Source organism: Solilutibacter silvestris (genome assembly GCF_002895945.1).
Classification (GTDB): Bacteria; Pseudomonadota; Gammaproteobacteria; order Xanthomonadales; family Xanthomonadaceae; genus Solilutibacter; species Solilutibacter silvestris.
Genome location: NZ_NPZB01000002.1, coordinates 273,804 through 300,277, shown reverse-complemented (window position 1 = coordinate 300,277; position 26,474 = coordinate 273,804). Strand labels below are relative to the sequence as shown.

19 protein-coding genes and 5 tRNA genes are annotated in these 26,474 nt (G+C 63.6%); 1 reads left to right on the top strand and 23 read right to left on the bottom strand.

Features of this window, described 5'->3' with window-relative positions; all coding sequences use genetic code 11:
- Positions 1-279 precede the first annotated feature (279 nt).
- From rpoC to Lysil_RS08865, 15 genes are all read right to left on the bottom strand, one after another.
- Positions 280-4,530 (bottom strand): DNA-directed RNA polymerase subunit beta', encoded by a 4,251-nt coding sequence (gene rpoC / locus Lysil_RS08935; RefSeq protein WP_103075265.1) that lies wholly within the window; start codon positions 4,528-4,530, stop codon positions 280-282.
- Between the two features lie 80 nt (positions 4,531-4,610).
- Positions 4,611-8,780 (bottom strand): DNA-directed RNA polymerase subunit beta, encoded by a 4,170-nt coding sequence (rpoB, locus tag Lysil_RS08930; protein ID WP_103075264.1) that lies wholly within the window; start codon positions 8,778-8,780, stop codon positions 4,611-4,613.
- A 254-nt stretch (positions 8,781-9,034) separates the two neighbouring features.
- Positions 9,035-9,406 (bottom strand): 50S ribosomal protein L7/L12, encoded by a 372-nt coding sequence (gene rplL, locus Lysil_RS08925; RefSeq protein WP_103075263.1) that lies wholly within the window; start codon positions 9,404-9,406, stop codon positions 9,035-9,037.
- A gap of 60 nt (positions 9,407-9,466) precedes the next feature.
- The gene (gene rplJ, locus Lysil_RS08920; protein WP_103075262.1) at positions 9,467-10,006 is read right to left on the bottom strand and encodes a 50S ribosomal protein L10; all 540 of its coding nucleotides are present in this window, start codon (positions 10,004-10,006) and stop codon (positions 9,467-9,469) included.
- A 319-nt stretch (positions 10,007-10,325) separates the two neighbouring features.
- Positions 10,326-11,024: a 50S ribosomal protein L1 gene (rplA, locus tag Lysil_RS08915; RefSeq protein WP_103075261.1), complete on the bottom strand. Its 699-nt coding sequence runs from the start codon at positions 11,022-11,024 to the stop codon at positions 10,326-10,328.
- 4 nt (positions 11,025-11,028) lie between these two features.
- Entirely contained in the window at positions 11,029-11,457 is a 429-nt protein-coding gene (gene rplK / locus Lysil_RS08910; RefSeq protein ID WP_103075260.1) for a 50S ribosomal protein L11, read from the bottom strand.
- Between the two features lie 181 nt (positions 11,458-11,638).
- Positions 11,639-12,244, bottom strand: a complete 606-nt coding sequence (nusG, locus tag Lysil_RS08905) for a transcription termination/antitermination protein NusG (protein ID WP_103075259.1) — start codon at positions 12,242-12,244, stop codon at positions 11,639-11,641.
- A gap of 2 nt (positions 12,245-12,246) precedes the next feature.
- Entirely contained in the window at positions 12,247-12,651 is a 405-nt protein-coding gene (gene secE, locus Lysil_RS08900; protein ID WP_103075258.1) for a preprotein translocase subunit SecE, read from the bottom strand.
- Positions 12,652-12,699: 48 nt separating this feature from the next.
- Positions 12,700-12,775 (bottom strand) — tRNA-Trp (locus Lysil_RS08895).
- Between the two features lie 103 nt (positions 12,776-12,878).
- Positions 12,879-14,069, bottom strand: a complete 1,191-nt coding sequence (gene tuf, locus Lysil_RS08890; protein ID WP_103075257.1) for an elongation factor Tu — start codon at positions 14,067-14,069, stop codon at positions 12,879-12,881.
- A gap of 37 nt (positions 14,070-14,106) precedes the next feature.
- Positions 14,107-14,182, bottom strand: a tRNA-Thr gene (locus tag Lysil_RS08885).
- Positions 14,183-14,221: 39 nt separating this feature from the next.
- Positions 14,222-14,295: transfer RNA gene (locus Lysil_RS08880), tRNA-Gly, on the bottom strand.
- A gap of 32 nt (positions 14,296-14,327) precedes the next feature.
- Positions 14,328-14,413 (bottom strand) — tRNA-Tyr (locus tag Lysil_RS08875).
- A gap of 77 nt (positions 14,414-14,490) precedes the next feature.
- Positions 14,491-15,540 (bottom strand): isoaspartyl peptidase/L-asparaginase family protein, encoded by a 1,050-nt coding sequence (locus Lysil_RS08870; protein ID WP_103075256.1) that lies wholly within the window; start codon positions 15,538-15,540, stop codon positions 14,491-14,493.
- 31 nt (positions 15,541-15,571) lie between these two features.
- Positions 15,572-16,603, bottom strand: coding sequence for a cyanophycinase (locus tag Lysil_RS08865; RefSeq protein ID WP_205756924.1), 1,032 nt, complete (start codon positions 16,601-16,603; stop codon positions 15,572-15,574).
- A 239-nt stretch (positions 16,604-16,842) separates the two neighbouring features.
- On the opposite strand from Lysil_RS08865, the gene Lysil_RS08860 reads away from it, so the two are divergent.
- Positions 16,843-19,656, top strand: coding sequence for a TonB-dependent receptor plug domain-containing protein (locus Lysil_RS08860; RefSeq protein ID WP_103075254.1), 2,814 nt, complete (start codon positions 16,843-16,845; stop codon positions 19,654-19,656).
- A gap of 71 nt (positions 19,657-19,727) precedes the next feature.
- On the opposite strand, the gene ychF is transcribed toward Lysil_RS08860, so the two are convergent.
- From ychF to Lysil_RS08820, 8 genes are all read right to left on the bottom strand, one after another.
- Entirely contained in the window at positions 19,728-20,819 is a 1,092-nt protein-coding gene (ychF, locus tag Lysil_RS08855) for a redox-regulated ATPase YchF (protein ID WP_103075253.1), read from the bottom strand.
- Positions 20,820-20,825: 6 nt separating this feature from the next.
- Positions 20,826-21,407 (bottom strand): aminoacyl-tRNA hydrolase, encoded by a 582-nt coding sequence (pth, locus tag Lysil_RS08850; protein ID WP_103075993.1) that lies wholly within the window; start codon positions 21,405-21,407, stop codon positions 20,826-20,828.
- Positions 21,408-21,455: 48 nt separating this feature from the next.
- Complete coding sequence (locus tag Lysil_RS08845; RefSeq protein WP_103075252.1) at positions 21,456-22,112, bottom strand: 50S ribosomal protein L25/general stress protein Ctc; 657 nt, start codon at positions 22,110-22,112, stop codon at positions 21,456-21,458.
- Between the two features lie 81 nt (positions 22,113-22,193).
- Positions 22,194-23,153, bottom strand: a complete 960-nt coding sequence (locus Lysil_RS08840) for a ribose-phosphate diphosphokinase (protein WP_103075251.1) — start codon at positions 23,151-23,153, stop codon at positions 22,194-22,196.
- A 53-nt stretch (positions 23,154-23,206) separates the two neighbouring features.
- Positions 23,207-23,282 (bottom strand) — tRNA-Gln (locus tag Lysil_RS08835).
- Positions 23,261-24,154 (bottom strand): 4-(cytidine 5'-diphospho)-2-C-methyl-D-erythritol kinase, encoded by an 894-nt coding sequence (gene ispE, locus Lysil_RS08830; protein ID WP_103075250.1) that lies wholly within the window; start codon positions 24,152-24,154, stop codon positions 23,261-23,263. Before ispE ends, Lysil_RS08835 begins: the two co-directional genes overlap by 22 nt.
- The gene (gene lolB / locus Lysil_RS08825; protein WP_165782446.1) at positions 24,151-24,795 is read right to left on the bottom strand and encodes a lipoprotein insertase outer membrane protein LolB; all 645 of its coding nucleotides are present in this window, start codon (positions 24,793-24,795) and stop codon (positions 24,151-24,153) included. Before lolB ends, ispE begins: the two co-directional genes overlap by 4 nt.
- On the bottom strand, positions 24,792-26,468 hold the full coding sequence (locus Lysil_RS08820) for a tetratricopeptide repeat protein (RefSeq protein ID WP_240600473.1): 1,677 nt from the start codon (positions 26,466-26,468) through the stop codon (positions 24,792-24,794). The genes lolB and Lysil_RS08820 overlap by 4 nt, the downstream gene beginning before the upstream one ends.
- Between the last annotated feature and the right edge of the window lie 6 nt (positions 26,469-26,474).

Here is a 26,474-nt window from a genome sequence, read left to right as displayed (position 1 = left end):
CAATCCGGCCGACTGAACGAAAAAGTATAGCCCGCATTCGACCCTTCGGTCAAACGAGGCAATACCGAGTAACCGGACCGGCTGCATGGCACCCGACTCCGGTCAATCTGCGATCCCGCCCATCCCGGGGCCCAACACGAGGCGCGTCCTGCATCCTCATTTGGTGATCTGGATGGCTTGTGCCATCTGTAGGGGGCGTATTGTACATGGCAATTCCACCCGGGACAAGAAAAGGGCGCCTTGTGGCGCCCTTTTCCATCCTGCGATCGCAACCACGGCTTATTCGGCCGAGGCGTCGTCGCCTTCCAGCATCATCACCTGGGGCGCAGCCGGGACTTCGACCTCGACCTTGACCTCGGGGGCGGACCCGGCGCTCAGCACGTCGAGTTCGGCATCGGTCAGGCCGGCCGCCTTGCGGCGGCGCGCGGTGTGGTACGCCAGACCGGTACCGGCCGGGATCAGGCGACCGACGATCACGTTCTCCTTGAGGCCGCGCAGACCGTCGCGGGTGCCACGGACAGCCGCTTCGGTCAGCACGCGGGTGGTCTCCTGGAAGGAGGCCGCGGAGATGAACGACTCGGTCGCCAGCGACGCCTTGGTGATGCCGAGCAGCACCGGGACGGCCTTGGCCAGGATTTCACCGCGTGCCTGCAGCTTGGCGTTGTCCTCGATCACGCGCAGGCGTTCGGCCTGCTCGCCCACCAGGTAACGGCTGTCGCCGGTATCGGTGATCTCGACCTTGCGCAGCATCTGGCGAATGATCACTTCGATGTGCTTGTCGTTGATCTTCACGCCCTGCAGGCGGTAGACGTCCTGGATTTCCTTCACCAGGTACGCGGCCAGCTGTTCCACGCCGAGCAGGCGCAGGATGTCCTGCGGGTTCGGCTCGCCGTCGACCACGGTTTCGCCCTTGGTCACGTGCTCGCCTTCGAACACGATGATCTGGCGATACTTCGGGATCAACTCCTCGTGCTCGTTGCCCTCGTTGTCCTTGATGATCAGGCGCTGCTTGCCCTTGGTGTCCTTGCCGAAGCTGACCACGCCGGAGATCTCGGCGAGGATCGCCGGATCCTTCGGCTTGCGCGCTTCGAACAGATCGGCCACGCGCGGCAGGCCACCGGTGATGTCACGGGTCTTCGAGGCTTCCTGCGGGATCTTGGCGACCACGTCGCCGACGCCGACCGCGGCACCATCCTGCAGGTTGACGATCGAGCGCGGCGGCAGCAGGTACTGCGCCGGCAGATCGGTACCGGGGATGGTGAGGTCCTTGCCATCCTTGCCGACGATGCGCACCAGCGGACGCAGATCCTTGCCCTGCGAACCGCGACGCTTCGGATCGGTGATCTCGCGCGAGGCGAGGCCGGTCAGTTCGTCGGTCTTCTCGATCACGGTGACGCCGTCGATGAAGTCGACGAAGCGCAGCTGGCCGGCGACTTCCGACACGATCGGGTGGTTATGCGGATCCCAGTTGGCGATGGTCTGGCCGGCCTTGACCGCGCTGCCATCGTGCACGTTGATGTTCGCGCCGTACGATACCTTGTAGCGTTCGCGCTCGCGACCGTGGGCATCGAGCACCGACAGTTCGCCGGAACGCGACACCGCCACCACGCCGCCGTTGGCGTGATCGACGAACTTCAGGTTGTTGAACTTCACCGTACCGGTGGTCTTGACCGTGATGTTGTCGATCGCCGCCGCACGCGATGCCGCACCACCGATGTGGAACGTACGCATGGTCAGCTGGGTACCGGGTTCGCCGATGGACTGCGCGGCGACCACGCCGACCGCTTCGCCCATGTTGACCAGGTGGCCGCGGCCGAGGTCGCGTCCGTAGCAATGCGCGCATACGCCGAACGACGCTTCGCAGGTGATGGTGGAGCGCACCTTCACCGACTGCACGCTGTGGTCTTCCAGCTTCTGCACCCACTCTTCGTCGAGCAGGGTGTTGCGGGTGACCAGCGGTTCGTCATCATTGCCGGGCAGGTAGACGTCCTCGGCGACGATGCGGCCAAGCACGCGATCGCGCAATGGCTCGACCTCGTCACCGCCTTCGATGATCGGCGTCATGATCAGGCCTTCGGCCGTGCCGCAATCGTCGAGGGTGATCACCATGTCCTGCGCAACGTCGACCAGGCGGCGGGTCAGGTAACCCGAGTTCGCCGTCTTCAACGCGGTATCGGCCAGGCCCTTTCGCGCACCGTGGGTCGAGATGAAGTACTGCTGGACGTTGAGGCCTTCGCGGAAGTTGGAGGTGATCGGCGTTTCGATGATCGAACCGTCCGGCTTCGCCATCAGGCCGCGCATGCCGGCCAGCTGGCGGATCTGCGCCTGCGAACCACGCGCGCCCGAGTCGGCCATGATGAAGATCGAGTTCATCGACTTCTGGTCGAACATCTTGCCGTCGGCGCCCTCGACCTTGTCGGTGCCGATGGTTTCCATCATCGCCTTGGCAACGCGCTCATTGGTGCGCGACCAGATGTCGACCACCTTGTTGTAGCGCTCGCCCGAGGTGACCAGACCCGACTGGTACTGCTGCTGGATCTCCAGCACCTCGGCTTCGGCCTCGGCGAGGATGTCCTTCTTCTCGGTCGGGATCTTCATGTCGTCGATGCCGATGGAAACCCCGGCGCGCGTCGCGAAACGGAAGCCGGTGTACATCAGTTGATCGGCGAACACCACGGTGTCCTTGAGGCCGAGCATGCGGTAGCAGGTATTGATCAGGCGGCTGATCGCCTTCTTGTTCAACTCGGTGTTGACCAGCGCGAACGGCAGGCCCACCGGGATGATGTCGGCGAGCAGGGCGCGACCGACCGTGGTATCGACGATGCTGGTCTTCTCTTCGCCTTCCACGGTTTCGGTGATGCGCACCTTGACCTTGGCGTGCAGCTCGACCATGCGCTTGCCGTCGGTGTCGTTGGTGTCGTAGGCGCGCTTGACTTCGGCGACGTTGGCGAATGCCATGCCCTCGCCCTTCTTGTTTTCCAGCGCGCGGGTCATGTAGTACAGACCCAGCACCACGTCCTGCGACGGCACGATGATTGGCTCGCCGTTGGCCGGCGACAGGATGTTGTTCGACGCCATCATCAACACGCGCGCTTCCAGCTGGGCTTCCAGCGACAGCGGGACGTGCACGGCCATCTGGTCACCGTCGAAGTCGGCGTTGAACGCGGTGCAGACCAGCGGGTGCAACTGGATGGCCTTGCCTTCGATCAACACCGGCTCGAACGCCTGGATGCCGAGGCGATGCAGCGTCGGTGCGCGGTTGAGCATCACCGGATGTTCGCGGATCACTTCTTCCAGGATGTCCCAGACTTCCGCTTCTTCGCGTTCGACCAGCTTCTTCGCCGCCTTGATGGTGGTGGCGAGCTCACGCTCCTGCAGCTTGGCGAAGATGAAGGGCTTGAACAGTTCCAGCGCCATCTTCTTCGGCAGGCCGCACTGGTGCAGCTTGAGGTACGGACCGACCACGATGACCGAACGGCCGGAGTAGTCGACGCGCTTGCCGAGCAGGTTCTGGCGGAAGCGGCCTTGCTTGCCCTTGATCATGTCGGCCAGCGACTTGAGGGCACGCTTGTTGGTGCCGGTGATGGCGCGGCCGCGACGGCCGTTGTCCATCAGGGCGTCGACCGATTCCTGCAGCATGCGCTTCTCGTTGCGCACGATGATGTCGGGCGCGTTGAGTTCGAGCAGGCGACGCAGGCGGTTGTTGCGGTTGATGACGCGGCGGTACAGATCATTGAGATCGGAGGTCGCGAAGCGGCCACCGTCCAGCGGCACCAGCGGACGCAGGTCCGGCGGCAGCACCGGCAGCACCGTCATGATCATCCACTCGGGACGATTGCCGGATTCGAGGAAGGCCTCGATCAGCTTGATGCGCTTGGTGAGGCGCTTCAGTTTGGTTTCGGAACCGGTGCTGGCGATCTCTTCCTTGAGGTTGACCATTTCCGACTGCAGGTCGATGCCGCGCAGCAGGTCGAAGATCGCCTCGGCGCCCATCGCCGCTTCGAAGTCCTCGCCATGCTCCTGGCGCGCCTGCAGGTACTGCTCTTCATTGAGCAGCTGGCCCTGCTCGAGCGGGGTCAGGCCCGGCTCGGTGACGACGTAGGCTTCGAAGTAGAGGATGCGTTCGATGTCACGCAGCGTCATGTCCAGCATCAGGCCGATGCGCGACGGCAGCGACTTGAGGAACCAGATGTGCGCGACCGGCGACGCCAGGTCGATGTGGCCCATGCGCTCGCGACGCACCTTGGCCAGCGTGACTTCGGTGCCGCACTTCTCGCAGACCACGCCACGATGCTTCATGCGCTTGTACTTGCCGCACAGGCATTCGTAGTCCTTGATCGGGCCGAAGATGGCCGAGCAGAACAGGCCGTCGCGTTCCGGCTTGAAGGTACGGTAGTTGATGGTTTCCGGCTTCTTGACTTCGCCGAAGGACCACGAACGGATCATGTCCGGCGATGCGAGCGCGATCTTGATCGCGTCGAAGTCGGGCGCCACGCGCTGCAGGTTGAACAGGTTGAGCAAATCTTTCATTTGATTCTCTCCGGGAGACTGGAAGGCAATGGGGTGGTCAGGAACGGGGCGGCGTCACGCCTCCCCGTTCGCATCTCGCCTCAGTGTTCTTCGAGCTCCATGTTGATGCCGAGCGAACGGATTTCCTTCAACAGCACGTTGAACGATTCCGGCATGCCGGCCACCATTTCGTAGTTGCCATCGACGATGTTCTTGTACATCTGGTTGCGGCCCTGCACGTCATCGGACTTCACCGTCAGCATTTCCTGCAGGGTGTAGGCCGCGCCGTAGGCTTCCAGCGCCCAGACTTCCATTTCGCCGAAGCGTTGGCCGCCGAACTGCGCCTTGCCGCCCAACGGCTGCTGGGTGACGAGCGAGTACGGACCGGTCGAACGTGCGTGCATCTTGTCGTCGACCAAGTGGTTCAGCTTCAGCATGTGCATGTAGCCGACCGTGGTCTCGCGATCGAACGCCTCGCCGGTGCGGCCGTCATACAACTGCGTCTGTCCGTTCAACGGCAAACCGGCCAGGCTCAACATCGCCTTGATCTCGGCTTCGTTGGCACCGTCGAACACCGGCGTCGCCATCGGCACGCCATCGGTCAGGTTGCCGGCGAGGCGCATCAGTTCGGCATCGCTGAACTGGGTCAGGTCGACGCGTTCCTGATGGCTGGCGCGGTCGTGGTTGTAGATCTCGTCGAGGAACTTGCGCAGGTCGGCCACGTTGGCCTGCGCCTGCAACATCGCGTCGATCTTGCGACCGAGGCCCTTCGCCGCCCAGCCGAGGTGCACTTCCAGCACCTGGCCGATGTTCATGCGCGACGGCACGCCCAGCGGGTTGAGGACGATGTCGACGGTCTGGCCATCGGCCATGTACGGCATGTCTTCGACCGGCACGATGTTCGACACCACGCCCTTGTTGCCGTGGCGACCGGCCATCTTGTCGCCGGGCTGGATGCGGCGCTTCACCGCCAGGAACACCTTGACCATCTTCAGCACGCCCGGCGCGAGGTCATCGCCCTGGGTGATCTTCGCGCGCTTGTCCTCGAAGCGGCGTTCGAATTCCTTCTCGTGCAACGCGATCTGCTTCTGCGCGCGCTCGATGGCTTCGTTCGCTTCCTCGTCCTTCATGCGCAGCTGGAACCACTGCTTGCGGTCTAGCTGGTCGAGGACGAGCGAGGTCAGGGTCTCGCCCTTCTTCACGCCGACGCCACCGCTCGCTTCGCGGCCCTGCAACTGCTGGCGCAGGCGGGCGTAGATCGCAGCTTCCAGGATCGCGCGCTGGTCGTCGAAGTCCTTCTTGACGCGACGGACTTCCTCGTCCTGGATCTTCAACGCGCGCTTGTCGCGCTCGACGCCATCGCGGGTGAACACCTGCACGTCGATCACGGTGCCGTCCATGCCCGGCGGCACGCGCAGCGAGCTGTCCTTCACGTCGCTGGCCTTCTCGCCGAAGATCGCGCGGAGCAACTTCTCTTCCGGCGTCAACTGGCTTTCGCCCTTGGGCGTGACCTTGCCGACCAGGATGTCGCCGGCGCGCACTTCCGCACCGATGAACACCACGCCCGACTCGTCGAGGCGGTTCAGCGCCTGCTCGGAGACGTTGGGGATGTCCTGCGAGATTTCCTCCGGCCCCAACTTGGTGTCACGCGCCTGGCAGACCAGTTCCTCGATGTGGATCGTGGTGTAACGATCCTCTTCCACCACGCGCTCGCTGAGCAGGATGGAGTCTTCGAAGTTGTAGCCGTTCCACGGCATGAACGCGACCAGCATGTTCTGGCCCAGCGCCAGTTCACCGATGTCGGTGGACGGGCCATCGGCCAGCACGTCGCCACGCGCCACCACTTCGCCCACGCGCACCAGCGGAATCTGGTTGATGCAGGTGTTCTGGTTGGAACGGGTGTACTTGACGAGGTTGTAGATATCGACGCCAGCATCGGTTTCGCTGGTGATCTCGTTCTCGTTGACCTTGACCACGATGCGGCCGGCATCGATCTGCTCGATCAGGCCGCCACGACGCGCGTTCACCGTCACGCCCGAATCGCGCGCCACGGCGCGCTCGATGCCGGTGCCGACCAGCGGCTTCTGCGCGCGCAACGTCGGAACCGCCTGGCGCTGCATGTTGGCGCCCATCAATGCGCGGTTGGCGTCATCGTGCTCCAGGAACGGCACCAGCGCCGCTGCCACCGACACGGTCTGCATCGGCGAGACGTCCATGTAATGGATTTCGCTCGGCGGCTTCAGCAGGTTTTCACCCTGGAAGCGGCAGTTGACGAACTGCGAGATCAGGGTGCCCTTGGCATCCTGCGGCGCGTTCGCCTGCGCGATCACGAACTCGTTTTCCTCGATCGCCGAGAGGTATTCGATCTCGTCGGTGACGCGACCATCCACCACCTTGCGGTACGGGGTTTCGAGGAAGCCGTAGCCATTGGTGCGGGCAAACACGGCGAGCGAGTTGATCAGGCCGATGTTCGGGCCTTCCGGCGTTTCGATGGTGCAGACGCGGCCGTAATGGGTCGGGTGCACGTCGCGCACTTCGAAGCCGGCGCGCTCGCGGGTCAGGCCACCCGGGCCCAACGCCGAGACGCGACGCTTGTGCGTCACTTCCGACAGCGGGTTGTTCTGGTCCATGAACTGCGACAGCTGCGACGAACCGAAGAATTCCTTGATCGCGGCGGCCACCGGCTTGGCGTTGATCAGGTCCTGCGGGGTCAGGCCATCGGCTTCGGCCATGGTCAGGCGCTCGCGCACGGCGCGCTCGACGCGCACCAGGCCGACGCGGAAGGTGTTCTCGGCCATTTCACCGACAGAACGCACGCGACGGTTGCCCAAGTGGTCGATGTCGTCGACGCTGCCGCGACCGTTGCGGATTTCCGTCAGCACGCGGATCACGTCGAGGATGTCGGACGCGCTGCCATTCGCTTCGCGCAGGCGCTTGCTTTCTTCGTCGTTGCGCTCGGCGAAATACTTGGCGTCGTACAGCACCGGCGAGCCGGTGACTTCCTTGCGGCCGAGGCGGCGGTTGAACTTCATCCGGCCGACGGCCGAGAGGTCGTAACGCTCGAAGGTGAAGAACAGGTTGTGGAACAGGTTCTGCGCGGCGTCCTTGGTCGGCGGTTCGCCCGGACGCATCATGCGGTAGATCTCGACCAGCGCTTCAAGCTGGGTCTTGGTGTGATCAATGCGCAGCGTGTTGGAAATGAACGAACCACGATCGAGGTCGTTCACCCAGATGGTGCCGATGTTGGCGATACCGGCCTTGCGCAGCTTGCCGAGCTGTTCCTCGGTGATCTCGTCGTTGGCGGTGGCCAGCAGTTCACCGGTGGCCGGATCGACCACGTCATGCGACAGGATGCGACCGATCAGGTAGCTGTCCGGCACGGCCAGGGCGGCGATGCCCGAGGCTTCCAACTGCTTGACGTGACGCGCGGTGATGCGCTTGCCGGCTTCGACGATCACCTTGTCGCCGTCAGCCAGGTCGAATTCCAGCGTTTCGCCGCGCAGGCGCTCGGGCACCAGCTCCAGCTGCACGCCTTCGCTCGGCTCGATGTGGAAGGTGTTGATCTCGAAGAACTCGTTCAACATCTCTTCGTTGTTGTAACCCAACGCGCGCAGCAGCACGCTGACCGGCAGCTTGCGGCGACGGTCGATACGGGTGAACAGCGCGTCCTTTGGGTCGAACTCGAAGTCCAGCCACGAGCCGCGGTAAGGAATGATGCGGGCGCTGTACAGCAGCTTGCCCGAGGAATGGGTCTTGCCGCGGTCGTGGTCGAAGAACACGCCCGGCGAACGGTGCAGCTGCGAAACGATGACGCGCTCGGTGCCGTTGACGATGAAGGTGCCGTTGTCGGTCATGAGCGGGATCTCGCCCATGTAGACCTCCTGCTCCTTAACGTATTTCACGGCCTTGCTCGACGACTCGCGGTCGTAGATCACCAGGCGCACGGTCGCGCGCAGCGGGGCGCCGTAGCTCAACCCGCGGGTGCGGCATTCACGCTCGTCGAACGGCGGATCGCCGAGGGTGTAGCCGACGTATTCCAGCGCGGCATAGCCGTTGTAGCTGGTGATCGGGAAGACCGACTTCAACGCGGCATGCAGGCCCTTGTCGGCGCGCTTCTTCGGGTCGACGTTGGCCTGGAGGAATTCGCGGTAGGAATCAACCTGGATGGCGAGCAGGAAAGGCACCTCGAGGATGGTCCGGCGCTTGCCGAAATCCTTGCGGATGCGCTTCTTCTCGGTGAAGGAATACGCGGGTGTGGACGCTGTCGTCATGATCTTCGTTCGCCTTCAATGTGGGCCCCCGGGCCTTGCGCCGCGGAGAACTGTCAGGGGGTACCGACCCTTGCGGGACGGCGCGCTGCCAGTTGGAAGTCGCTGGTATTGTCGGCACCAGCACGCCCTCTGTTACCACTTCCAAGTTGCTGCGTGTTGCGGTGTTGCGGGTATTCCGAAAAGGCCGAAAGGCCGGGGGCATTGGCCCCCAGCCTTCAGGTGTCGCCGGCGATGTGCTGGCGACGGTGCTGCAATTACTTGACTTCGACGGTCGCGCCAGCGGCCTCGAGGTCCTTCTTCATCTTGGCGGCATCGTCCTTCGACGCGCCGTCCTTGACCACGCCACCGGCTTCGGTCAGGTCCTTCGCTTCCTTCAGGCCGAGGCCGGTGATGGCGCGAACGGCCTTGATGACTTCGACCTTCTTCTCGCCAGCCGACTTCAGAGTGACGGTGAATTCCGTCTGCTCTTCAACCGGGGCGGCGGCACCAGCGGCCGGGCCAGCCATCATCACGGGGGCTGCGGCGGTCACGCCGAACTTTTCTTCGATGGCCTTGACGAGCTCCATCACTTCCATCAGGGACTTGGCGGCGATCGCGTCGACGATCTGTTCGTTGGAAAGAGACATTTCAGTGTCCTTGGTAATGTTTCAGATGTGGGTTCGATATCGTGGTTTCAAATCGACGGATCACGCCGGTTCAGCGACGGGTTCAGCTTCGACCGCCGGTGCGGCGTCGCCGCCACCCTGCTGATCGGCCACCGCCTTGACCGCGCGCGCAAACATCGAGGCCGGCTCGGCCAGCACGCGGGCCAACATGCCCAGCGCCTGTTCGAGCGTCGGCAACGAGGCCAGCACGTCGACGTGGGAAGCGGGATATTGCTGTCCGCCGACCACCACGAGTTTCGGTTGCAGTTTGTCGTTGCCCTTGGCGGCATCCTTGATCAGGCGACCGGCAGCGCCGGGCTCCTCCAGCGAGAACGCATACAGCAGCGGACCGACGAGATCGTTCTTGGCGACCTCGAATTCCGTGCCGTCGACGGCGCGCGCGGCCAGCGTGTTCTTGACAACTTTCAGGAACACACCGGTTTCGCGGGCCTTCTTGCGCATCGCGGTCATTTGACTGACCGTGGTGCCTGCGTACTCGGCTGCGATCAAGGAGTGCGCTTTCGCGGCGATTTCCGCCACTTCGGCGACGACATCTTTCTTCTGCGTCAGATTAAGAGCCATTGCACTCCTCCATATTGAATTCCGCTCGCGGCTCCGGCCGTTCGCGGTCCTGGGCGGCATCGTCCTGACGCCGGGAACGCTTTCGCGTCCCTTGGTGCCGACTTCTTTCTGATCCAGGGCGAACCCCTGAAACACTCGGAAGGGCATCCATCTACGCCGGCCGGTTCTTGCGAACCCGGATTAAGCAGCCCCGCTACGATCGACGGCGATTCCTTGCCATGCCGAGCCTCCATGCCCGTCGCCGATCGGCGCTGACCGCACCTGCGGTCTTTGATGGCCCGCGTCGATGGATTGACGCGCTGCCTTCAAAATTTGTTGCTTACTTCAGTGCCAGCGACGCCTGGTCCACGGTCACGCCGGGGCCCATGGTCGAGCTGATCGCGATCTTCTGCAGGTAGGTGCCCTTGGCGGTCGCCGGCTTGGCCTTGATCAGGTCGAGCAGCAGCGCTTCCAGGTTGCCCTTCAGCTTGCCGGCTTCGAAGTCCGCCTTGCCGATGGTGCAGTGGATGATGCCGGCCTTGTCGGTGCGGTAACGCACCTGGCCACCCTTGGCGTTCTTCACCGCTTCACCCGGGTTCGGGGAGACGGTGCCGACCTTCGGGTTCGGCATCAGGCCGCGCGGACCGAGCACGGTGCCGAGCTTGCCGACCACGCGCATCGCGTCCGGCGTGGCGATCACCACGTCGTAGTTCAGGTCGCCGGCCTGCATCTTCTCGGCGAGGTCGTCCATGCCGACGGCATCGGCGCCAGCGGCCAGGGCTTCTTCAGCCTTGGCACCGGCCGGGGCGAACACCGCCACGCGCACGGTCTTGCCGGTACCGCCCGGCAGCACGGTGGAACCGCGCACCTGCTGGTCGGACTTGCGGGCATCGACGCCGAGGCGCACGGCCACGTCGACCGATTCCACGAACTTGGTCTTGCTGTTGTCCTTGACGATCTTCAGCGCGTCCTCGATGGAGTACGCCTTGCCCGGCTGCGCGGCAGCGGCGATCGCTTTCTGTCGCTTGTTCAGTGCCATGGTCTCAGCCCTCCACCGTCAGGCCCATCGAACGGGCAGAACCCGCGATGGTGCGTACTGCCGCTTCCAGATCGGCCGCGGTCAAATCGGGTTCTTTCGCCTTCGCGATGTCTTCCAGCTGCTTGCGGGTCACCTTGCCCACCTTCTCGGTGTTCGGGCGCTTGGAACCGGACTGGATGCCCACGGCCTTCTTCAGCAGGATCGACGCCGGCGGCGTCTTGGTGATGAAGGTGAAGGTCTTGTCCGAATACGCGGTGATCACCACCGGAATCGGCAGACCCGGCTCCAGCTTCTGCGTGGCGGCATTGAACGCCTTGCAGAATTCCATGATGTTCAGGCCGCGCTGGCCCAGTGCCGGACCGACCGGCGGCGAGGGGTTGGCCTGTCCGGCCTTCACCTGCAGCTTGATGTAACCAATGACTTTCTTTGCCATTATCTCTCTCCGGGTGCTAGCGCCTGGGTCTCAGGCTCCCCATCGTTCCGGGAAAATCGCGTGTCCCGGCTTCACGTTTTTGCTTGCTTTCCAGACGCCGACAGCCGCCTTGACGGCGGCTGAGGTTCCTGGCGGCTCGCGCCATGGGCAGCGAGCCAGACACTATAGCAGGTTTTCGGCCTTACTTGGCCTTTTCGACCTGCCCGAATTCCAGTTCGACCGGGGTCGAGCGGCCGAAGATCAGCACCGCCACGCGCACGCGGCTCTTGTCGTAGTTGACCTCTTCGACCACGCCGTTGAAGTCGTTGAACGGGCCTTCGGTGACGCGGACCATCTCGCCCGGCTCGAACAGCACCTTGGGACGCGGCTTCTCGACGCCTTCCATCACCCGGTTGAGGATGGCGGCGGCTTCGGAGTCCTGGATCGGCAGCGGGCGATCGGCGGTACCGCCGATGAAGCCCAGCACGCGCGGCGTTTCCTTGACCAGATGCCAGCTTTCGTTGTCGATGCGCGGGATGCCGTTCTCTTCGTGGGTGACGATCTGCACCAGCACATAGCCCGGGAAGAACTTGCGCTCGGAACGGCGCTTCTGGCCGGCGCGCATCTCTACCACTTCTTCGGTCGGGACGATCACGTCACCGAAACGGCCCTGCATGTCGTTGCGCAGGATGCGCTCGCGCAGCGCCTGGGCCACCGACTTCTCGAAGCCGGAGTAGGCGTGCACCACGTACCAGCGGGTGTTTTGGGCTTGGGATTGCGTTTCGGTTTCCACCGTCTCTTCCTTCATCTTCAGGTACCCAGCAGCAACTTGACGGACCGACCGATGACCCAATCGAAGCTGGCCAACAGCACACTGAACACACTCACCACCAGGATCACGATCCAGGTCATGCGCATAGCCTCCTGGCGCTTGGGCCAGACCACCTTGCGCAATTCGAAGCGCGACTCGACCAGGAACTCGCGCAGCTTCGGGCCCTTCGAGCTGGTCAGGAAGACCAGTGCACCCAGCACCAATCCACCCACCACCGCGAGGATACGCAGCCACGACTGCCACTGGCCGTCGAACCAGTAGTAGGTGAACACTCCGAGCACCGCGAATGCCACGGCCACCACGAACTTGAGGATGTCGGTGACGGCCCGGGAATCTCCCGGCTTCGGGGCGCCTTGCTTGGGCTGAATGACCTTGCTGTTCACGCTTGCTTGATTCCTTGACCGGGAGAACGCGCGCGATGCGCAGCGAAGTGGCACGCCAGGAGGGACTCGAACCCCCAACCTGCGGTTTTGGAGACCGCTGCTCTGCCAATTGAGCTACTGGCGTAGACCGAAACCCGGATGTCTCTAAAACGACGACGGCGAACGGACATCTCCGCTCGCCTTCGGCGGTGGCGGAGCCGCTTGCGCGACCCGCCGATGCGGTTGGCTTACTTCAGGATCTTGGCGACGACGCCGGCACCCACGGTGCGGCCACCTTCACGGATCGCAAAGCGCAGGCCTTCGTCCATCGCAATCGGATGGATCAGCGACACCGTGATCTTCACGTTGTCACCCGGCATCACCATCTCCGTGCCTTCCGGCAACTTGATCGCACCCGTCACGTCCGTCGTGCGGAAGTAGAACTGCGGGCGATAGTTGCTGAAGAACGGCGTATGGCGACCACCCTCGTCCTTCGACAGCACGTAGATCTCGCCTTCGAAGTCGGTATGCGGGGTGATGCTGCCCGGCTTGGCCAGCACCTGGCCACGCTCGACGTCGTCACGCTTGAGACCACGCAGCAGCAGACCGGCGTTGTCGCCTGCCTGGCCCTGGTCCAGCAGCTTGCGGAACATCTCGACGCCGGTGACCGTGGTCTTCTGCGTCGGGCGGATGCCGATCACTTCGATTTCGTCGCCGACCTTGATGATGCCGCGCTCGATACGACCGGTCACCACGGTGCCGCGGCCCGAGATCGAGAACACGTCTTCCACCGGCATCAGGAACGGCTTGTCGATGTCGCGTTCCGGCTGCGGGATCCACGTATCCAGTGCATCCACCAGCTTCAGGATCGCCGGCACGCCGATGTCGCTCTGGTCGCCTTCCAGCGCCAGACGCGCGGAACCGGCGATGATCGGGGTGTCGTCGCCCGGGAACTCGTACTTGCTCAGCAGTTCGCGGACTTCCATCTCGACCAGCTCAAGCAGCTCGGCGTCGTCGACCATGTCGGCCTTGTTCAGGAACACCACGATGTACGGCACGCCAACCTGACGGCTCAGCAGGATGTGCTCGCGCGTCTGCGGCATCGGGCCATCGGCAGCCGAGCACACCAGGATCGCGCCGTCCATCTGGGCAGCACCGGTGATCATGTTCTTCACGTAATCGGCGTGGCCCGGGCAATCCACGTGGGCGTAGTGGCGGTTCGGGCTTTCGTACTCGACGTGCGCCGTCGAGATCGTGATGCCGCGCGCCTTCTCTTCCGGCGCCGCGTCAATCGCGTCATAGGCCTTGAACTCGCCGCCAAAACGCTCCGCGCCCACCTTCGTCAGCGCCGCCGTCAGCGTCGTCTTGCCATGGTCAACGTGACCAATCGTCCCCACGTTCACGTGCGGCTTCTTGCGCTCGAACTTTTCCTTTGCCATCTCGCGTCTCGACTCGAATGTTTGGTGGAATGAAAGGTGGTGCTCACGAATGGAATCGAACCATCGACCTCCTCCTTACCAAGGAGGTGCTCTACCGACTGAGCTACGTGAGCGAAACTTTATGCAGCGATCCTGCTGCGGAGCGTCCAAGGTGGAGCGGGAGACGGGAATCGAACCCGCGCTAGTAGCTTGGAAGGCTACAGTTCTACCATTGAACTACTCCCGCATCGGGAACACCGTTCAACGCCTTGCATTTCGTGGTGGAGGGAGGTGGATTCGAACCACCGAAGGCGTAAGCCAGCAGATTTACAGTCTGCCCCCGTTGGCCGCTTGGGTATCCCTCCGCCGAAAAACGCGTGGCGGTGAAACAGCCCACTATTCTGGCGTGCACCTTTGGCGATGTCAACGCGCCACGATCACCTTAATGCGTGGGCGTGGCAGCAGGCGCCGGCTGCTTCAGGACGACGTCACCTTCCAGCCCGTCATCGGCATAGAGGGCCACATGGGGAATGCCGTCTGCGCCGATCCAGCCGCGGTACATGCCTTCGGTATTGAAGGGGAAGGCGAATTTTCCGTCCGAAGTGAGGACGATGGCACCACCGTCGCCGCCCATCTTCACCACTTCACCGTTGATGACGGCACCGCCGGCCTGCGCCGCCGTCTCTTTCAAGAATTTTACCCGGCCACAAACATTGCTGGCCGCGTGGGTGCGGATGTAGTACTCGCCCCAGCCGGTTCCGGAGAAGGCGCAACTGTCGTCCGCCCAGGTTCCGGCGCCGATGATCGGGGAGTCGCCGACGCGGCCCCAGCGCTTGTTGGTCATGCCGCCGGTCGAGGTGCCCGCCGCCAGATGACCCTTGCTGTCGAGCGCCGCGGCGCCGGTGGTGCCGATGTGCTTGACGTATTCGGGATCGGTCGAGGCCTGCTTGGCCGCCTCCTCCTTCAGTATCTTCTGCAACTGCTGCCAGCGCTTCTCGGTGCGGAAGTACGAGGGGTCGACCAGGGTGACGCCCTGCTCTCGCGCGAACGTTTCGGCGCCGTCGCCGACCAGCATCACGTGTTCCGATTTCTCCATTACCGCACGCGCCAGCGTGATCGGGTTGCGCACGCGATGCACCGCCGCGACCGCGCCCGCACGCTGGCCGTCGCCGTCCATGATCGAGGCGTCGAGTTCGTTCTTGCCATCGTGGGTGAATACCGCGCCCTTGCCGGCATTGAAGTGGGGATCGTCTTCGAGCACGCGGATCGCAGCCACCACGGCATCGGCCGAACTCTTGCCCGCTTTCAATTCGGCATAGCCGTTGCGCAACGCGGTTTCCAGCGCCTTGCGCACGGCAGCCTCATCGGCCTTGTTGTTTTCTTTGCGGATCACCCCCGCCCCACCATGGACGATGAGGACGGGCTCGGCGGCATGGAGGCTGGAAGCGGCGGCGAGTGCCAACGCGAGCGTGGCGATCTTGAAGGTGCGCATCGGCGGAATTCCTGGATGTGAAGTGGGATCGTCAGGGCTGGAGTGGTGGCGCGTATTCGAGGCGGCCATCGCGGATGGACGCCGTCGTGGTGAAATCGGGATGCGCCACGCGCCAGTCGCGGGTGTCGATGCGACTGCCACGACCGGCGAGCGTCACCTGCCAGTCGTCGGCACGCAGCGGCCCGTTTTTCTGCAATGAAGAATGGCCAATGCGGAACAACCATGCATGGCCGCCGTTGTCGCTGAAGACGACGCCTTGTCCATCACCATCGATGCACAACGCCGTCTGTTCGTCGATGCCGATGCCGAGCAGCGGCCTCGCGGGATGACGTTCGCGCACTTGCGCCATCATCGTCATCAGGCGCACCTGGCGATCGCGCTGGTTGAAATGGGTATCGGTGAGTACGCCCGCCGAATACAGCGGCTCCAGGCGCAGGAAATCCTCGACGATCGTCACCGCGCGCGCGCGTGAATCCGCCAACGCCTCCTTGCTGGTGAGGCTCCCACCGTCCATCGCGCCGTAGACATAACGCCCCTGCACCGCGAGCCCGGCACTGGTGCCGCCCAACGGCTTTCCGCTGGCGACATGGCGATTCAACGCATCCTGCACCGGCGTGCCTTTCCAGAAATTGACGTAATTCGATTGATCGCCACCGGCGATCCAGATGCCATCGGCGTGCGTGATCACCGCGAGTACCTTGGGATCAAACGACGCCTTGCGATCATGGAAGACCAGTGTTTCGACTGACGTGACACCACCAATCTTGTCGAAAATCTCGCGCTGGTTCTCGTCGCCATAGGACGCACGCAACACCACGATGTGGCCATTGCCGGCACGATCGAACAGCCAGTGGAATGCAGCGTACGGCCAATCACCGCCACCGAGCAGCATCAATCCCGGGCGGACTTTTCCCGGCGTTTTCGCCGCGATCTCGCCGATCCGGTAATAGTCGAAGGGTGATTGCGCGACTTTCGGCGCAGCACTTGCGCACGCCGCGAGAAATAACGCACACATACTTGTTGCAAATGAAACGATGATGCGTTTCGCCAATGGATGTTGCATGCGCACAACCGATGATGCAGTGACATCAACCATACGACATCGAAACGCCGCGTGCATGTGCGCATTCCATTCGCGCGCGCATGCATGACGTTCGTACAGTTGCCACGCGCGGATTTTTTTAGTAATGGTAAATCGGACTCGTTGCGTGATCACTGTATTCGCGGCAATACATCCTGGAGGGGATGCGCGAATCAATCACGTTTGTCGATGCATTCGAAGCCCAAGATAGGGGAGAACTGATGAAGAAAACGAAACTTGATCTCGCAATCCACTGCGCCCTGCTGTTGCTCGCCACCACAAGCGTGCAGGCACAAACAACGACCGATGCACAAACGCAAACACCGCCCGCCGACCAGTCGCTGGGAACAGTGACGGTCACGGGATCGCGCATTCCGCGCGCGCAGATCGAGGGCCCGGCGCCGGTGACGGTGATCACCGCCAAGGACATCAAGAACAGTGGGTTCACCTCGGTGCCGGAAGTATTGCGCTCGCTCTCGCAAAACAGCGGCAGCGTACAGGGGCAACAGAACACCACCAGCGCGCAATCCACACCGGGTGCACAGGCGGTCGACCTGCGCGGGCTCGGGCCCAACCACACGCTGGTGCTGGTCAACGGTCGCCGCATCGCCGACTTCCCATTGCCACTCAATGGCCGCAGCAACTTCACCGACATCGGCAACATTCCGCTGGGCATGATCGATCGCGTCGAGATCCTGACCGGCAGCGCCTCGGCGATCTACGGATCGGATGCGATGGCAGGCGTGATCAACTTCATCCTCAAGAAATCCACTGATGGCACGACCATCGATTTCCGCTATGGCGGCAGCGACCGCAGCGGTGGCCGGTCACGCGACCTGACGTTGACGACCGGCTTCGCGCAAGGGAATTTCTCCGGCATCGTCGGCGTGGAATTGCAGGACAAGAGCCCGTTGTGGGGATTCCAGCGCGATGTGCAGGATTCCACGCTCGACGCACCGACATCGCGACGCCAGCTGCCACGCCTCACTGCGCAACTCTACGATTGGGACGACGACGTCAACATCGCGCCGGCCGACGGTTGCAAGGCGATGTCCGGCCTGAACCAGAACACGACGGTGCTGGCCAATGATCGCTACGGCGAACCGTATTGCGGCAGCGATCGCGCCATCGCCTATCGCACCATCCAGAACCAGCGCAAGGGCGCCAGCGTCTATGGCTCGTTCGAATATCGCTTCTCCGACAAACTGTCGTGGTTCGCGGATGTCCAGCTCGGCTACCAGACCGTCAAGCTGCTGACCGGCACCAATGGCAACGACGTCGCCAGCGACGCCATGGGTTGGGAATTCCATGATCCGAATTCGACCAACAACTACCGCAACAAGATGTTCTACAACGCTCTGACCGGCCACTACGAGATCTGGACACGACAGTTCACGCCCGAGGAAATCGGCGGCCTGCAAAATCGCATGAACAGCACCACCCAGAAAACGCTGGGCATGACGACCGGCCTCAAGGGTTCCTTCGCGGAGACGTGGAACTGGGAAGCGGCGTACAACCATTCCGAGTACAAGGCCGACGTGAAGATGCCGCGCATACGGGCGGCGGCGGCCAACAGCCTGTTCCTCGGTCCGCAGCAGGGCTACGACGCCGACGGCTATGCGATCTTCAGCCCGGATCCGGCGCGCCTGTTCACTCCGATCACGCCTGCCCAATTCGCTTCCATCGCGGCGATGTCCACCTTCCGTCCCGTGGCCAAGAACGACAACCTCAGCTTCACCGCCGATACGCCCGCGCTGTTCTCGCTGCCAGCCGGCAATGTCGGTTTTGCCGGCGCGCTGGAATATGGCCGGCAGTCCTACCGCATCAATCCCGATCCGCTGGCGCTGACCGCCGATGCCTATTACGGCCCGCAATACGGCGATGGCAATGGCGGCCGCAATCACTGGAGCGCGGCGGGCGAACTGCGCATCCCGGTGTTCTCCACCCTGCAGGCCAGCGTTGCCGGCCGCTACGACCGGTACAGCTACGGCGGCAAGAACCCCGGCAAGTTCACCTACAGCATGGGCCTGGAATGGCGCCCGATCCACTCGCTGCTGTTGCGCGGCTCGTATGGCACCGGCTTCCGCGCACCCGACATGCATTATCTGTTCGCTGGCAATGACTATTACCGCACCCGTTACGCCACCGACTACTACCACTGCCGCACCGACACGCCGGGTGCCAGCAATGGCTTCTGCTACGACGACGGCAGTTGGGACGGCGCCACCTTCGACGTCTACCACGGCAATATCGGCTTGAATGTCGAAACCAGCAAATCGTTCACCACCGGCTTCGTGTGGTCGCCCAGCGCCAATTTCGATCTGTCGGTGGACTACTACAAGATCCAGGTGATGAACCAGGTGCAGGTCCAGGACCGGGATCGCTTGAGGATCCAGGAAGCCGATTGCCGCCTCGGCGTCACCGATACCGGCGCGAAAGTCGATGCCAGCTCACCCACTTGCGTCGATGCCCTTGCCCGCGTCATCCGCGATGGCACTGGCGACATCACCAGCGTGCATTTCGCCCCGATCAACATCGCCCGCGAACAGACTTCGGGCATCGACGTCAGCGCCAACTACCGCCTGCGCACCGCCCAGGCCGGCAACTTCAACTTCAGCGCCAACTACAACTGGACGCAACGCCACAGCCGCCAACTGTATCCGGGGGATCCAACCGAAAACATGCTGGATGTCAGCTTCGGCGACACCACGCTTCCACGCACCAAGGGCAACGTCGGCGTGAGCTGGGACAAGGGCGCATGGGGGGCGAGCCTGTTCGGCAACTACCTGGGCCGCGTCGCCAACTATGCCAACACCGACTGGACCGAAGCCACGTGGCGCTTCAATGCCGGCGCGCGCTACAACATCAACGACCATCTGCGCCTGTCGTTGTCGATCAACAACCTGCTCGACAAGATGCCGCCCAAGGATCCGACCTGGTCGAACTACCCGTACTACGACACCTCATGGTTCGATGCGACGGGCCGCAGCTACTTCCTGCAGGTCACGTGGAAATTGGGCGGGAAAGCGTTGTAATTCGTGGCGGATGCAATGCAAACAGCCCCGCTTCGGCGGGGCTGTCTGTTTGGCGAGCTGGCGAAGCCGGGTCAGACGTTGAAGCGGAAATGGAGAACGTCACCCTCTTGAACGCGATACTCCTTCCCTTCCAGGCGCATCCGTCCTGCTTCGCGCGAACCGGCTTCACCGCGGTACTTGATGAAGTCGTCGTAGCCGATGGTTTCGGCGCGGATGAAGCCCTTCTCGAAATCGGTGTGGATCACGCCCGCGGCCTGCGGCGCCGTCGCGCCCTGCTTCACCGTCCACGCCCGCACTTCCTTCACGCCTGCGGTGAAGTACGTCTGCAGGCCGAGCAGCATGTACGCCGCGCGGATCACGCGGTTCAAGCCCGGTTCTTCCAGCCCGAGATCGGCGAGAAAGGTATCGCGATCCTCGTCGTCGAGCTGGCTGAGCTCTTCCTCGATGGCGGCGGACACCGGCACCACCTGCGAACCTTCGGCTTCGGCGCGGGCGCGCACGGCATCGAGGTGCGCGTTGTCGTGGAAGCCGTCTTCGCGCACGTTGGCGACGTACATCACCGGCTTCAGGGTAAGCAGGAACAGGTCGCGCACGGCGGCACGATCCTCCTCGCTCAGCCCCATGCCGCGCGCGGCTTTGCCTTGATCGAGGCCGGCACGGATGCGACCGAGCACTTCGGCGCGCGCCTTCGCTTCCTTGTCGCCGGACTTGGCGGAACGCTCGGCGCGCTGCAACGCCTTGTCGACCGATTCCAGGTCGGCGAGCGCGAGTTCGGTATCGATCGTCTCGATGTCGGCGATCGGATCGACCTTGTTGTTGACGTGGATGACGTCGTCATTTTCGAAGCAGCGCACCACGTGCGCGATCGCATCGACTTCGCGGATGTGAGCGAGGAACTTGTTGCCGAGGCCCTCGCCCTTGGCGGCACCGGCGACGAGGCCGGCGATGTCGACAAACTCGACCGCGGTCGGGATCACGCGCTCGGGCTTGACGATCCCGGACAACGCAGCGAGGCGCGGGTCCGGCACCGGCACCACGCCGACGTTCGGTTCGATGGTGCAGAAGGGGAAATTCGCCGCAGCGATGCCCGCCTTGGTCAGTGCATTGAACAGGGTCGACTTGCCGACATTGGGCAGGCCGACGATGCCGCATTGGATCGCCATCAGTCTTTACTCTTTATTCGTGTTGAGGCGTTTCATCGCCTCGTTGAAATTTCCCGACAGCGCCAGCGGCATCACCGCGATGGCGTCGTCGATGGAACGGTCGATCAGGATGTTGTCGTCCGCGTTGGCCCGTCCCAGCACCCAGCCGGTGACACGATCCTTGTGCCCGGGATGGCCGATGCCGATCCGCAGGCGATTGAACTTGCCGTGGCCGAGCAGCTTCATGGTGTCACGCAAGCCGTTCTGGCCGCCGTGCCCGCCATCGAACTTCAAGCGCGCGACGCCCGGCGCAAGATCGAGTTCGTCGTGCGCGACCAGCATCTGCTCCGGTTCGATCTTCCAGAACCGCAACGCCGCCATCACCGATTTGCCTGAGAGATTCATGAAGGTCGCCGGTTTCAGCAACCAGACGTCGTGTCCGCCGATGTTCGCTTTCGCGACTTCACCGAACAATTTGCCTTCGATCGACCAGCGCGCGCCGACCTGTGCGGCCAGTTCGTCCACAAAACGAAAACCCGCGTTGTGGCGGGTTTTCGCATGCTCGGGTCCGGGATTGCCCAGTCCGACGATGAGACGCAAGGATTCCATGTGCATAAGCGTGATCGCCCCGGACAGTCCGGAGCGATCGCCGGACGATTACTCGACCGTGCCGCCTTCTTCCTTGCTGGCCGGCACATCACCGGCATCGGGAGTGGCTTCTTCTTCCACTGCTTCCACCTTGGTGTTGCGCGCCACGGCGACCGCCGGGTTGTGCGCGTCATCGATGGCGTGGGCCAGCTCGACGCCCTTCGGCAACTTGACGTCGGACAGGTGCACGGTATCGCCGACGTTGATGCCGCCGAGGTCGACTTCGATGAACTCCGGCAGGTTGCCCGGCAGGCAGACGATATCGATATCGTTCTGTTCGCTGGTCACGGTCGCTTCGGTGCTCTTGCCGGCCGGCGACTTGTCGATGTTGATGAAGTGCAACGGCACCTTGACGTGCAGCTTCTGGTCGGCCTTCACGCGCTGGAAGTCCAGGTGCATGATCAGCTGCCGGTACGGATGGCGCTGCATGTCGCGCAACAGGACCTGCTCGCTCTTGCCATCGACGTCGAGCGTGATGATCGACGCGTAGAACCAGTCATTCTGCTGGGCCAGCCAGGTCGGCTCGTGGTCCAGCTGGATGCTGGCGGGTTCCGCGCCACCGCCGTAAACGACGGCCGGAATACGGCCCGCATGACGCAGGCGGCGGCTCGCACCTTTCCCCTCGTCCTTGCGGCCGTAGGCCTTCAATGTGTGTTCGTTCGACATTTGTGTTCTCACTTGCTTGGAAAGAAACCGCATCACTGCGGTTGTGATGACTCGTCCGCGACCAGACGAGCCGTTGGTTCGTCAGTCCACGTAAAGCGAACTGACGGATTCTCCGAAGGCGATGCGGCGGATGGTTTCCGCCAGCAACTCGGCAACGCTGAGTTGGCGGATCTTGCCGCAGGCCTTCGCTGCGTCGCTGAGCGGGATGGTGTCTGTCACCACCAGCTCGTCGAGCTGCGATTTGTTGATGTTGTCGATCGCCGGACCCGACAGCACCGGATGGGTGATGTAGGCGGCGACCTTGGCCGCGCCGCGCTCCTTGAGGGCAGCAGCAGCAGCGCACAACGTACCGGCGGTATCGACGATGTCATCCACCAGCACGCAGTTCTTGCCGTCGACCTCGCCGATGATGTTCATCACCGTGGCGACGTTGGCGCGCGGGCGGCGCTTGTCGATGATGGCGAGATCGGCGTCGTCGAGGCGCTTGGCGATCGCGCGGGCGCGCACCACGCCACCGACGTCCGGCGACACCACCACCATGTTTTCGGTGCCGTAGGCGCGCCAGATGTCGGCGAGCAGCAGCGGCGACGAATACACGTTGTCCACCGGCACGTCGAAGAAACCCTGGATCTGGTCGGCGTGCAGGTCGACGGTCAGCACGCGATCCGCGCCCACCGTCCCGAACATGCTGGCCACCACTTTCGCGGTGATCGGCACGCGCGCGGAACGCGGACGGCGATCCTGGCGTGCGTAACCGAAGTACGGCACCACCGCCGTGACACTGGTGGCCGATGCGCGCTTGAGCGCGTCGATCAGCACCAGCAGCTCGATCAGGTTTTCGGCGCTGGGCGCGCAGGTCGGCTGGATCACGAACACGTCCTGGCCGCGGACGTTTTCCTCGATCTCCACCTGCACTTCGCCATCGGAGAACGTCGAGACCAGCGCCTTGCCCATCCGCACGCCAAGTTCCTTGCACACGGCCTTCGCCAGCGGGCGATTGGCGTTGCCGGAAAACACCAGCAGATTGCGTTCGTCCTTCATTGCGCGCTCCGGCGGCGATTTCGTTACGACGAAAAGACGGTGGATGGGAGGAATGGCAGGGGCGGAAGGATTCGAACCTACGCATGCCAGGATCAAAACCTGGTGCCTTAACCGCTTGGCGACGCCCCTGTTGTGGTGCAACGTTCCACTGCGTCCAGCAATGACGATCGCGCGGCACCCTGCACCACCCAACTCCGGCAACCGGCCGGAACCCGCGGCAACAGGACTTCGGCTTGCGCGCGCGTGGCGCACTCGACGAAGACCGCACTTCCCGATCCGGTGAGTCGTGGCGACGCCCAAGGCTGCAGTGCTTGGAAGACCGCATCGACGTCCGGTTCGAGCCGGCGCAGCACGGGTTCGAAGGCGTTGCCCTCGATCCGGTCTGCGACGAAGTCGGATATTGTCGCGGGTGGAGAATCCCGCGTCAAATCAGGGGCCTGGAACAATTTGGCGGTCGCGCTGTGAACGCCCGGATGAATCAGCAGATACCAGGCTGGCAGCAGCGCCAGCGGGACCAGTATTTCGCCCAGCCCGGTGGCCCAGGCATTGCGGCCGCGCACGAAGACCGGCACATCCGCGCCCAAGCGCAGGCCCAGATCCGCCAGCCGATCCTCGCCCAATCGGGTGTTCCACAGATGATCGAGGGCGACCAGCACGGTCGCTGCATCGGACGAGCCACCGCCCAGCCCGGCGCCGCTTGGAATCAATTTTTCGACGATGATGTCCGCACCTTGCGGACAATTGGCGTCCGATTGCAGCAACTTGGCGGCACGAACGGCGAGGTCGTCATCTTCCGATATCCCTTGCGCCGACGTCCCGACCCGTACGATCCGGCCATCGTTGCGCAGGCGCAGGCGGATGCGGTCACCCCAGTCCAGCAGGCGGAATACAGTCTGCAACTCGTGGTAACCGTCGGCACGCCGCCCGGTGATGTGCAGGAACAGGTTGAGCTTGGCCGGGGCCGGCCAGGACGACCAGCCATCGGCATCGACACCGTTCATTGTTCCAGCGGACCCCAGCGGTCGACCACCAGCCGCACGCGATCGTCGCCGCGCGTGGCGTTGATGCGCACGGGGCGGCTTTGGGCGTCACGGGCGGGATAGTCGATCTGCCAGCCGCCCTGCACCAGCGTCGCGAGCTGGTCGTCGGCGAAGACGTAGCGATCGACCGGCTGCGCCGGATCGGCCAAGCCGCGGATCCAGTAGCGCAAGGACCGTACCGGAATCTCGAAACCGGTGGCTTGCCTGAGCAACGCGGCACCATCGGCACCGATGCGCGGACCGCCAGCCATGCCTTCCAGCGTGGCGCGACCGTTCTGTTCCTGCAATCGCCAGCCCTGCCGGGTGATCGGCGCGGTGAGGACGACCAGATAGCCGGACGGCCCGGCATCTTCCCACTCCACGCCGAGACTGCCCGACTGCTTGCCGTGGCTGATCGCAGCGCGACCACCCATGCCCCACGACGGCGTTTGCGTTGATGCCGATGCGTTGAATGCATCGATGTGACGCACGCATTCGGCGTTCTTCGACAGCTGCGGTTCGCAGACGAGAGTTGGGCCAGTCGGCGATGGTGCAGTCGGCACGGTGCTGCACGAAGCAAGCACGATGCACGCCAGCGCAGTCGCGAGCGACTTGCGCGTCACGCCTTCACCCCGAGTTTTTCCAGCGTGCGCTGCAGGGCCTTGCTGTCGGGATCGAGCTTGCGCGCTTCCTCGAAGTAACGCCGCGCGTCGTCGCGATGGCCCTGCACCCACAGCACTTCGCCGATGTGGGTGGCGATCTCGGGATCCTTCTGCAGCATGTAGGCGCGGCGCAGGTATGGCATCGCCTCATCGGTCTTGCCGAGGCGATAAAGCACCCAGCCGTAGCTGTCGATGATGGCGGCGTTGGCGGGATCGGCGGCGCGCGCGCGATCGATCAACTGCAACGCTTCGGCATAGCGCGTGGTGCGATCGGCCAGGGTGTAGCCGAGCGCGTTGAGCGCGGCGATGTTCTCGGGATCGGTGACGAGGATCTTGCGCAGGTCGGCCTCGGCCTTGTCGACGCGATCCATCCGTTCCCACGCCAGCGCGCGGGCGTAAAGAATGCCCGGTTCGTCCGGCAATGCGGCGGTGCCACGGTCGTAGGCTGCGATTTCGCCCTTGTCGTCCCTGTCCTTGCGGCGAAACTCGCCTTCCAGCAGGAAGGCGTCGCGTTGCACGGCGTCGATCACGCGCGGATCGGTCTGCAACGACTGCAACGCCTTGTATGCCTCGTCCTTGTGGCCCTGATCGTAACGGACATTGGCGCTGCGCAGGCGCGCGCTGTCGCCGGCTTCGCCAGTGACGCCGGCATACCATTTCAGGGCTTCGTCGTAACGCTTCAGCGTTTCGGCGAGGGTGCCGAGCAGCATGCGGTTGCGTGGATCGTTGGCACCTCCGCGACGCTTCGCGAACTCGTAGAGACGCGCCAGGCCGGCATCGTCCTTGGCACGGTCGAACATCGCCGCGCGCAGGCCAATCGTATCGGTCGACTGCGGACCTTTCGCGAGGACACGCTCGGCGGCGGCGAAATCGCCAAGGGCTTCGTACTGGCCGGCGATGGCCAGGCGCAATTCGGCGCTGCCAGCGGCCTGCGGTTCGAGCTGGGCGACCACCGCGCGCGCTTCGTCGATCCTGCCTTCATCCACCAGTTGACCGGAATGCAGCAGGGCGACGCGCGGATCGGCGGGCCAGCGCTTCACCGTTTCCGCCACCATCGCCTGCGACAGTTGTGGCTGCGACAGCTTCTGCGCCAGCCCGGCATAGGCCAGCCACGCCTGCACGTCATCGGGCAAGGCATTCGCGCCCACCAGCGAGGTCAGCACCTGCGCGGCGACTTTGGGATCCTTGCTGCCGCCGGACAATGCCACCAGCGCGTACTTCCAGCCGCGCGGATCGCGATCGGCGATGAGCGCGCGCGCCTGCGTGGTGACCGCGGCGGCATCGTCCGCGCGCAATTTGAGGGTGAGATCGGCCATCCGCACCACCAGCGAATCCGGCGCGCTCGGCCGCCACAACTCCAGCGCCTCGGCTGCGCGCGCGTTGTCGTCGGCCAGCAGGGCGATGCGCGTGGCGCGCTCCGCCAGCACGGCGTCGTGGCTGGACTTCGCTGCGGCCAGATAGTGCTGTGCGGCGTCCTTGAGGCGACCTTCCTGCAGGGCGAATTCACCCGCCAGGGATTCGGCCAACACGCTTGGCTGGCCCTTGGGCGTGGCGGCGTTTGCCGGGCCTGCCAGCGCCGGAAGCAATGCCAATGCCAGCACCATGTGGCGAAAAGATGTGATGAAACCGGGCATCCTGCG

What these genes read in the sequence shown, in the direction of transcription:
- Lysil_RS08840 (WP_103075251.1), bottom strand. Translation starts at nt 23,153, where the DNA reads ATGAAGGACGAACGCAATCTGCTGGTGTTTTCCGGCAACGCCAATCGC.
- rplL (WP_103075263.1), bottom strand. Translation starts at nt 9,406, where the DNA reads ATGTCTCTTTCCAACGAACAGATCGTCGACGCGATCGCCGCCAAGTCC.
- ychF (WP_103075253.1), bottom strand. Translation starts at nt 20,819, where the DNA reads ATGGCGATCCAATGCGGCATCGTCGGCCTGCCCAATGTCGGCAAGTCG.
- Lysil_RS08820 (WP_240600473.1), bottom strand. Translation starts at nt 26,468, where the DNA reads ATGCCCGGTTTCATCACATCTTTTCGCCACATGGTGCTGGCATTGGCA.
- rplA (WP_103075261.1), bottom strand. Translation starts at nt 11,024, where the DNA reads ATGGCACTGAACAAGCGACAGAAAGCGATCGCCGCTGCCGCGCAGCCG.
- rplK (WP_103075260.1), bottom strand. Translation starts at nt 11,457, where the DNA reads ATGGCAAAGAAAGTCATTGGTTACATCAAGCTGCAGGTGAAGGCCGGA.
- rplJ (WP_103075262.1), bottom strand. Translation starts at nt 10,006, where the DNA reads ATGGCTCTTAATCTGACGCAGAAGAAAGATGTCGTCGCCGAAGTGGCG.
- tuf (WP_103075257.1), bottom strand. Translation starts at nt 14,069, where the DNA reads ATGGCAAAGGAAAAGTTCGAGCGCAAGAAGCCGCACGTGAACGTGGGG.
- Lysil_RS08870 (WP_103075256.1), bottom strand. Translation starts at nt 15,540, where the DNA reads ATGCGCACCTTCAAGATCGCCACGCTCGCGTTGGCACTCGCCGCCGCT.
- Lysil_RS08845 (WP_103075252.1), bottom strand. Translation starts at nt 22,112, where the DNA reads ATGTCGAACGAACACACATTGAAGGCCTACGGCCGCAAGGACGAGGGG.
- Lysil_RS08860 (WP_103075254.1), top strand. Translation starts at nt 16,843, where the DNA reads ATGAAGAAAACGAAACTTGATCTCGCAATCCACTGCGCCCTGCTGTTG.
- rpoB (WP_103075264.1), bottom strand. Translation starts at nt 8,780, where the DNA reads ATGACGACAGCGTCCACACCCGCGTATTCCTTCACCGAGAAGAAGCGC.
- rpoC (WP_103075265.1), bottom strand. Translation starts at nt 4,530, where the DNA reads ATGAAAGATTTGCTCAACCTGTTCAACCTGCAGCGCGTGGCGCCCGAC.
- pth (WP_103075993.1), bottom strand. Translation starts at nt 21,407, where the DNA reads ATGGAATCCTTGCGTCTCATCGTCGGACTGGGCAATCCCGGACCCGAG.
- ispE (WP_103075250.1), bottom strand. Translation starts at nt 24,154, where the DNA reads ATGAACGGTGTCGATGCCGATGGCTGGTCGTCCTGGCCGGCCCCGGCC.
- Lysil_RS08865 (WP_205756924.1), bottom strand. Translation starts at nt 16,603, where the DNA reads ATGCAACATCCATTGGCGAAACGCATCATCGTTTCATTTGCAACAAGT.
- nusG (WP_103075259.1), bottom strand. Translation starts at nt 12,244, where the DNA reads ATGAAGGAAGAGACGGTGGAAACCGAAACGCAATCCCAAGCCCAAAAC.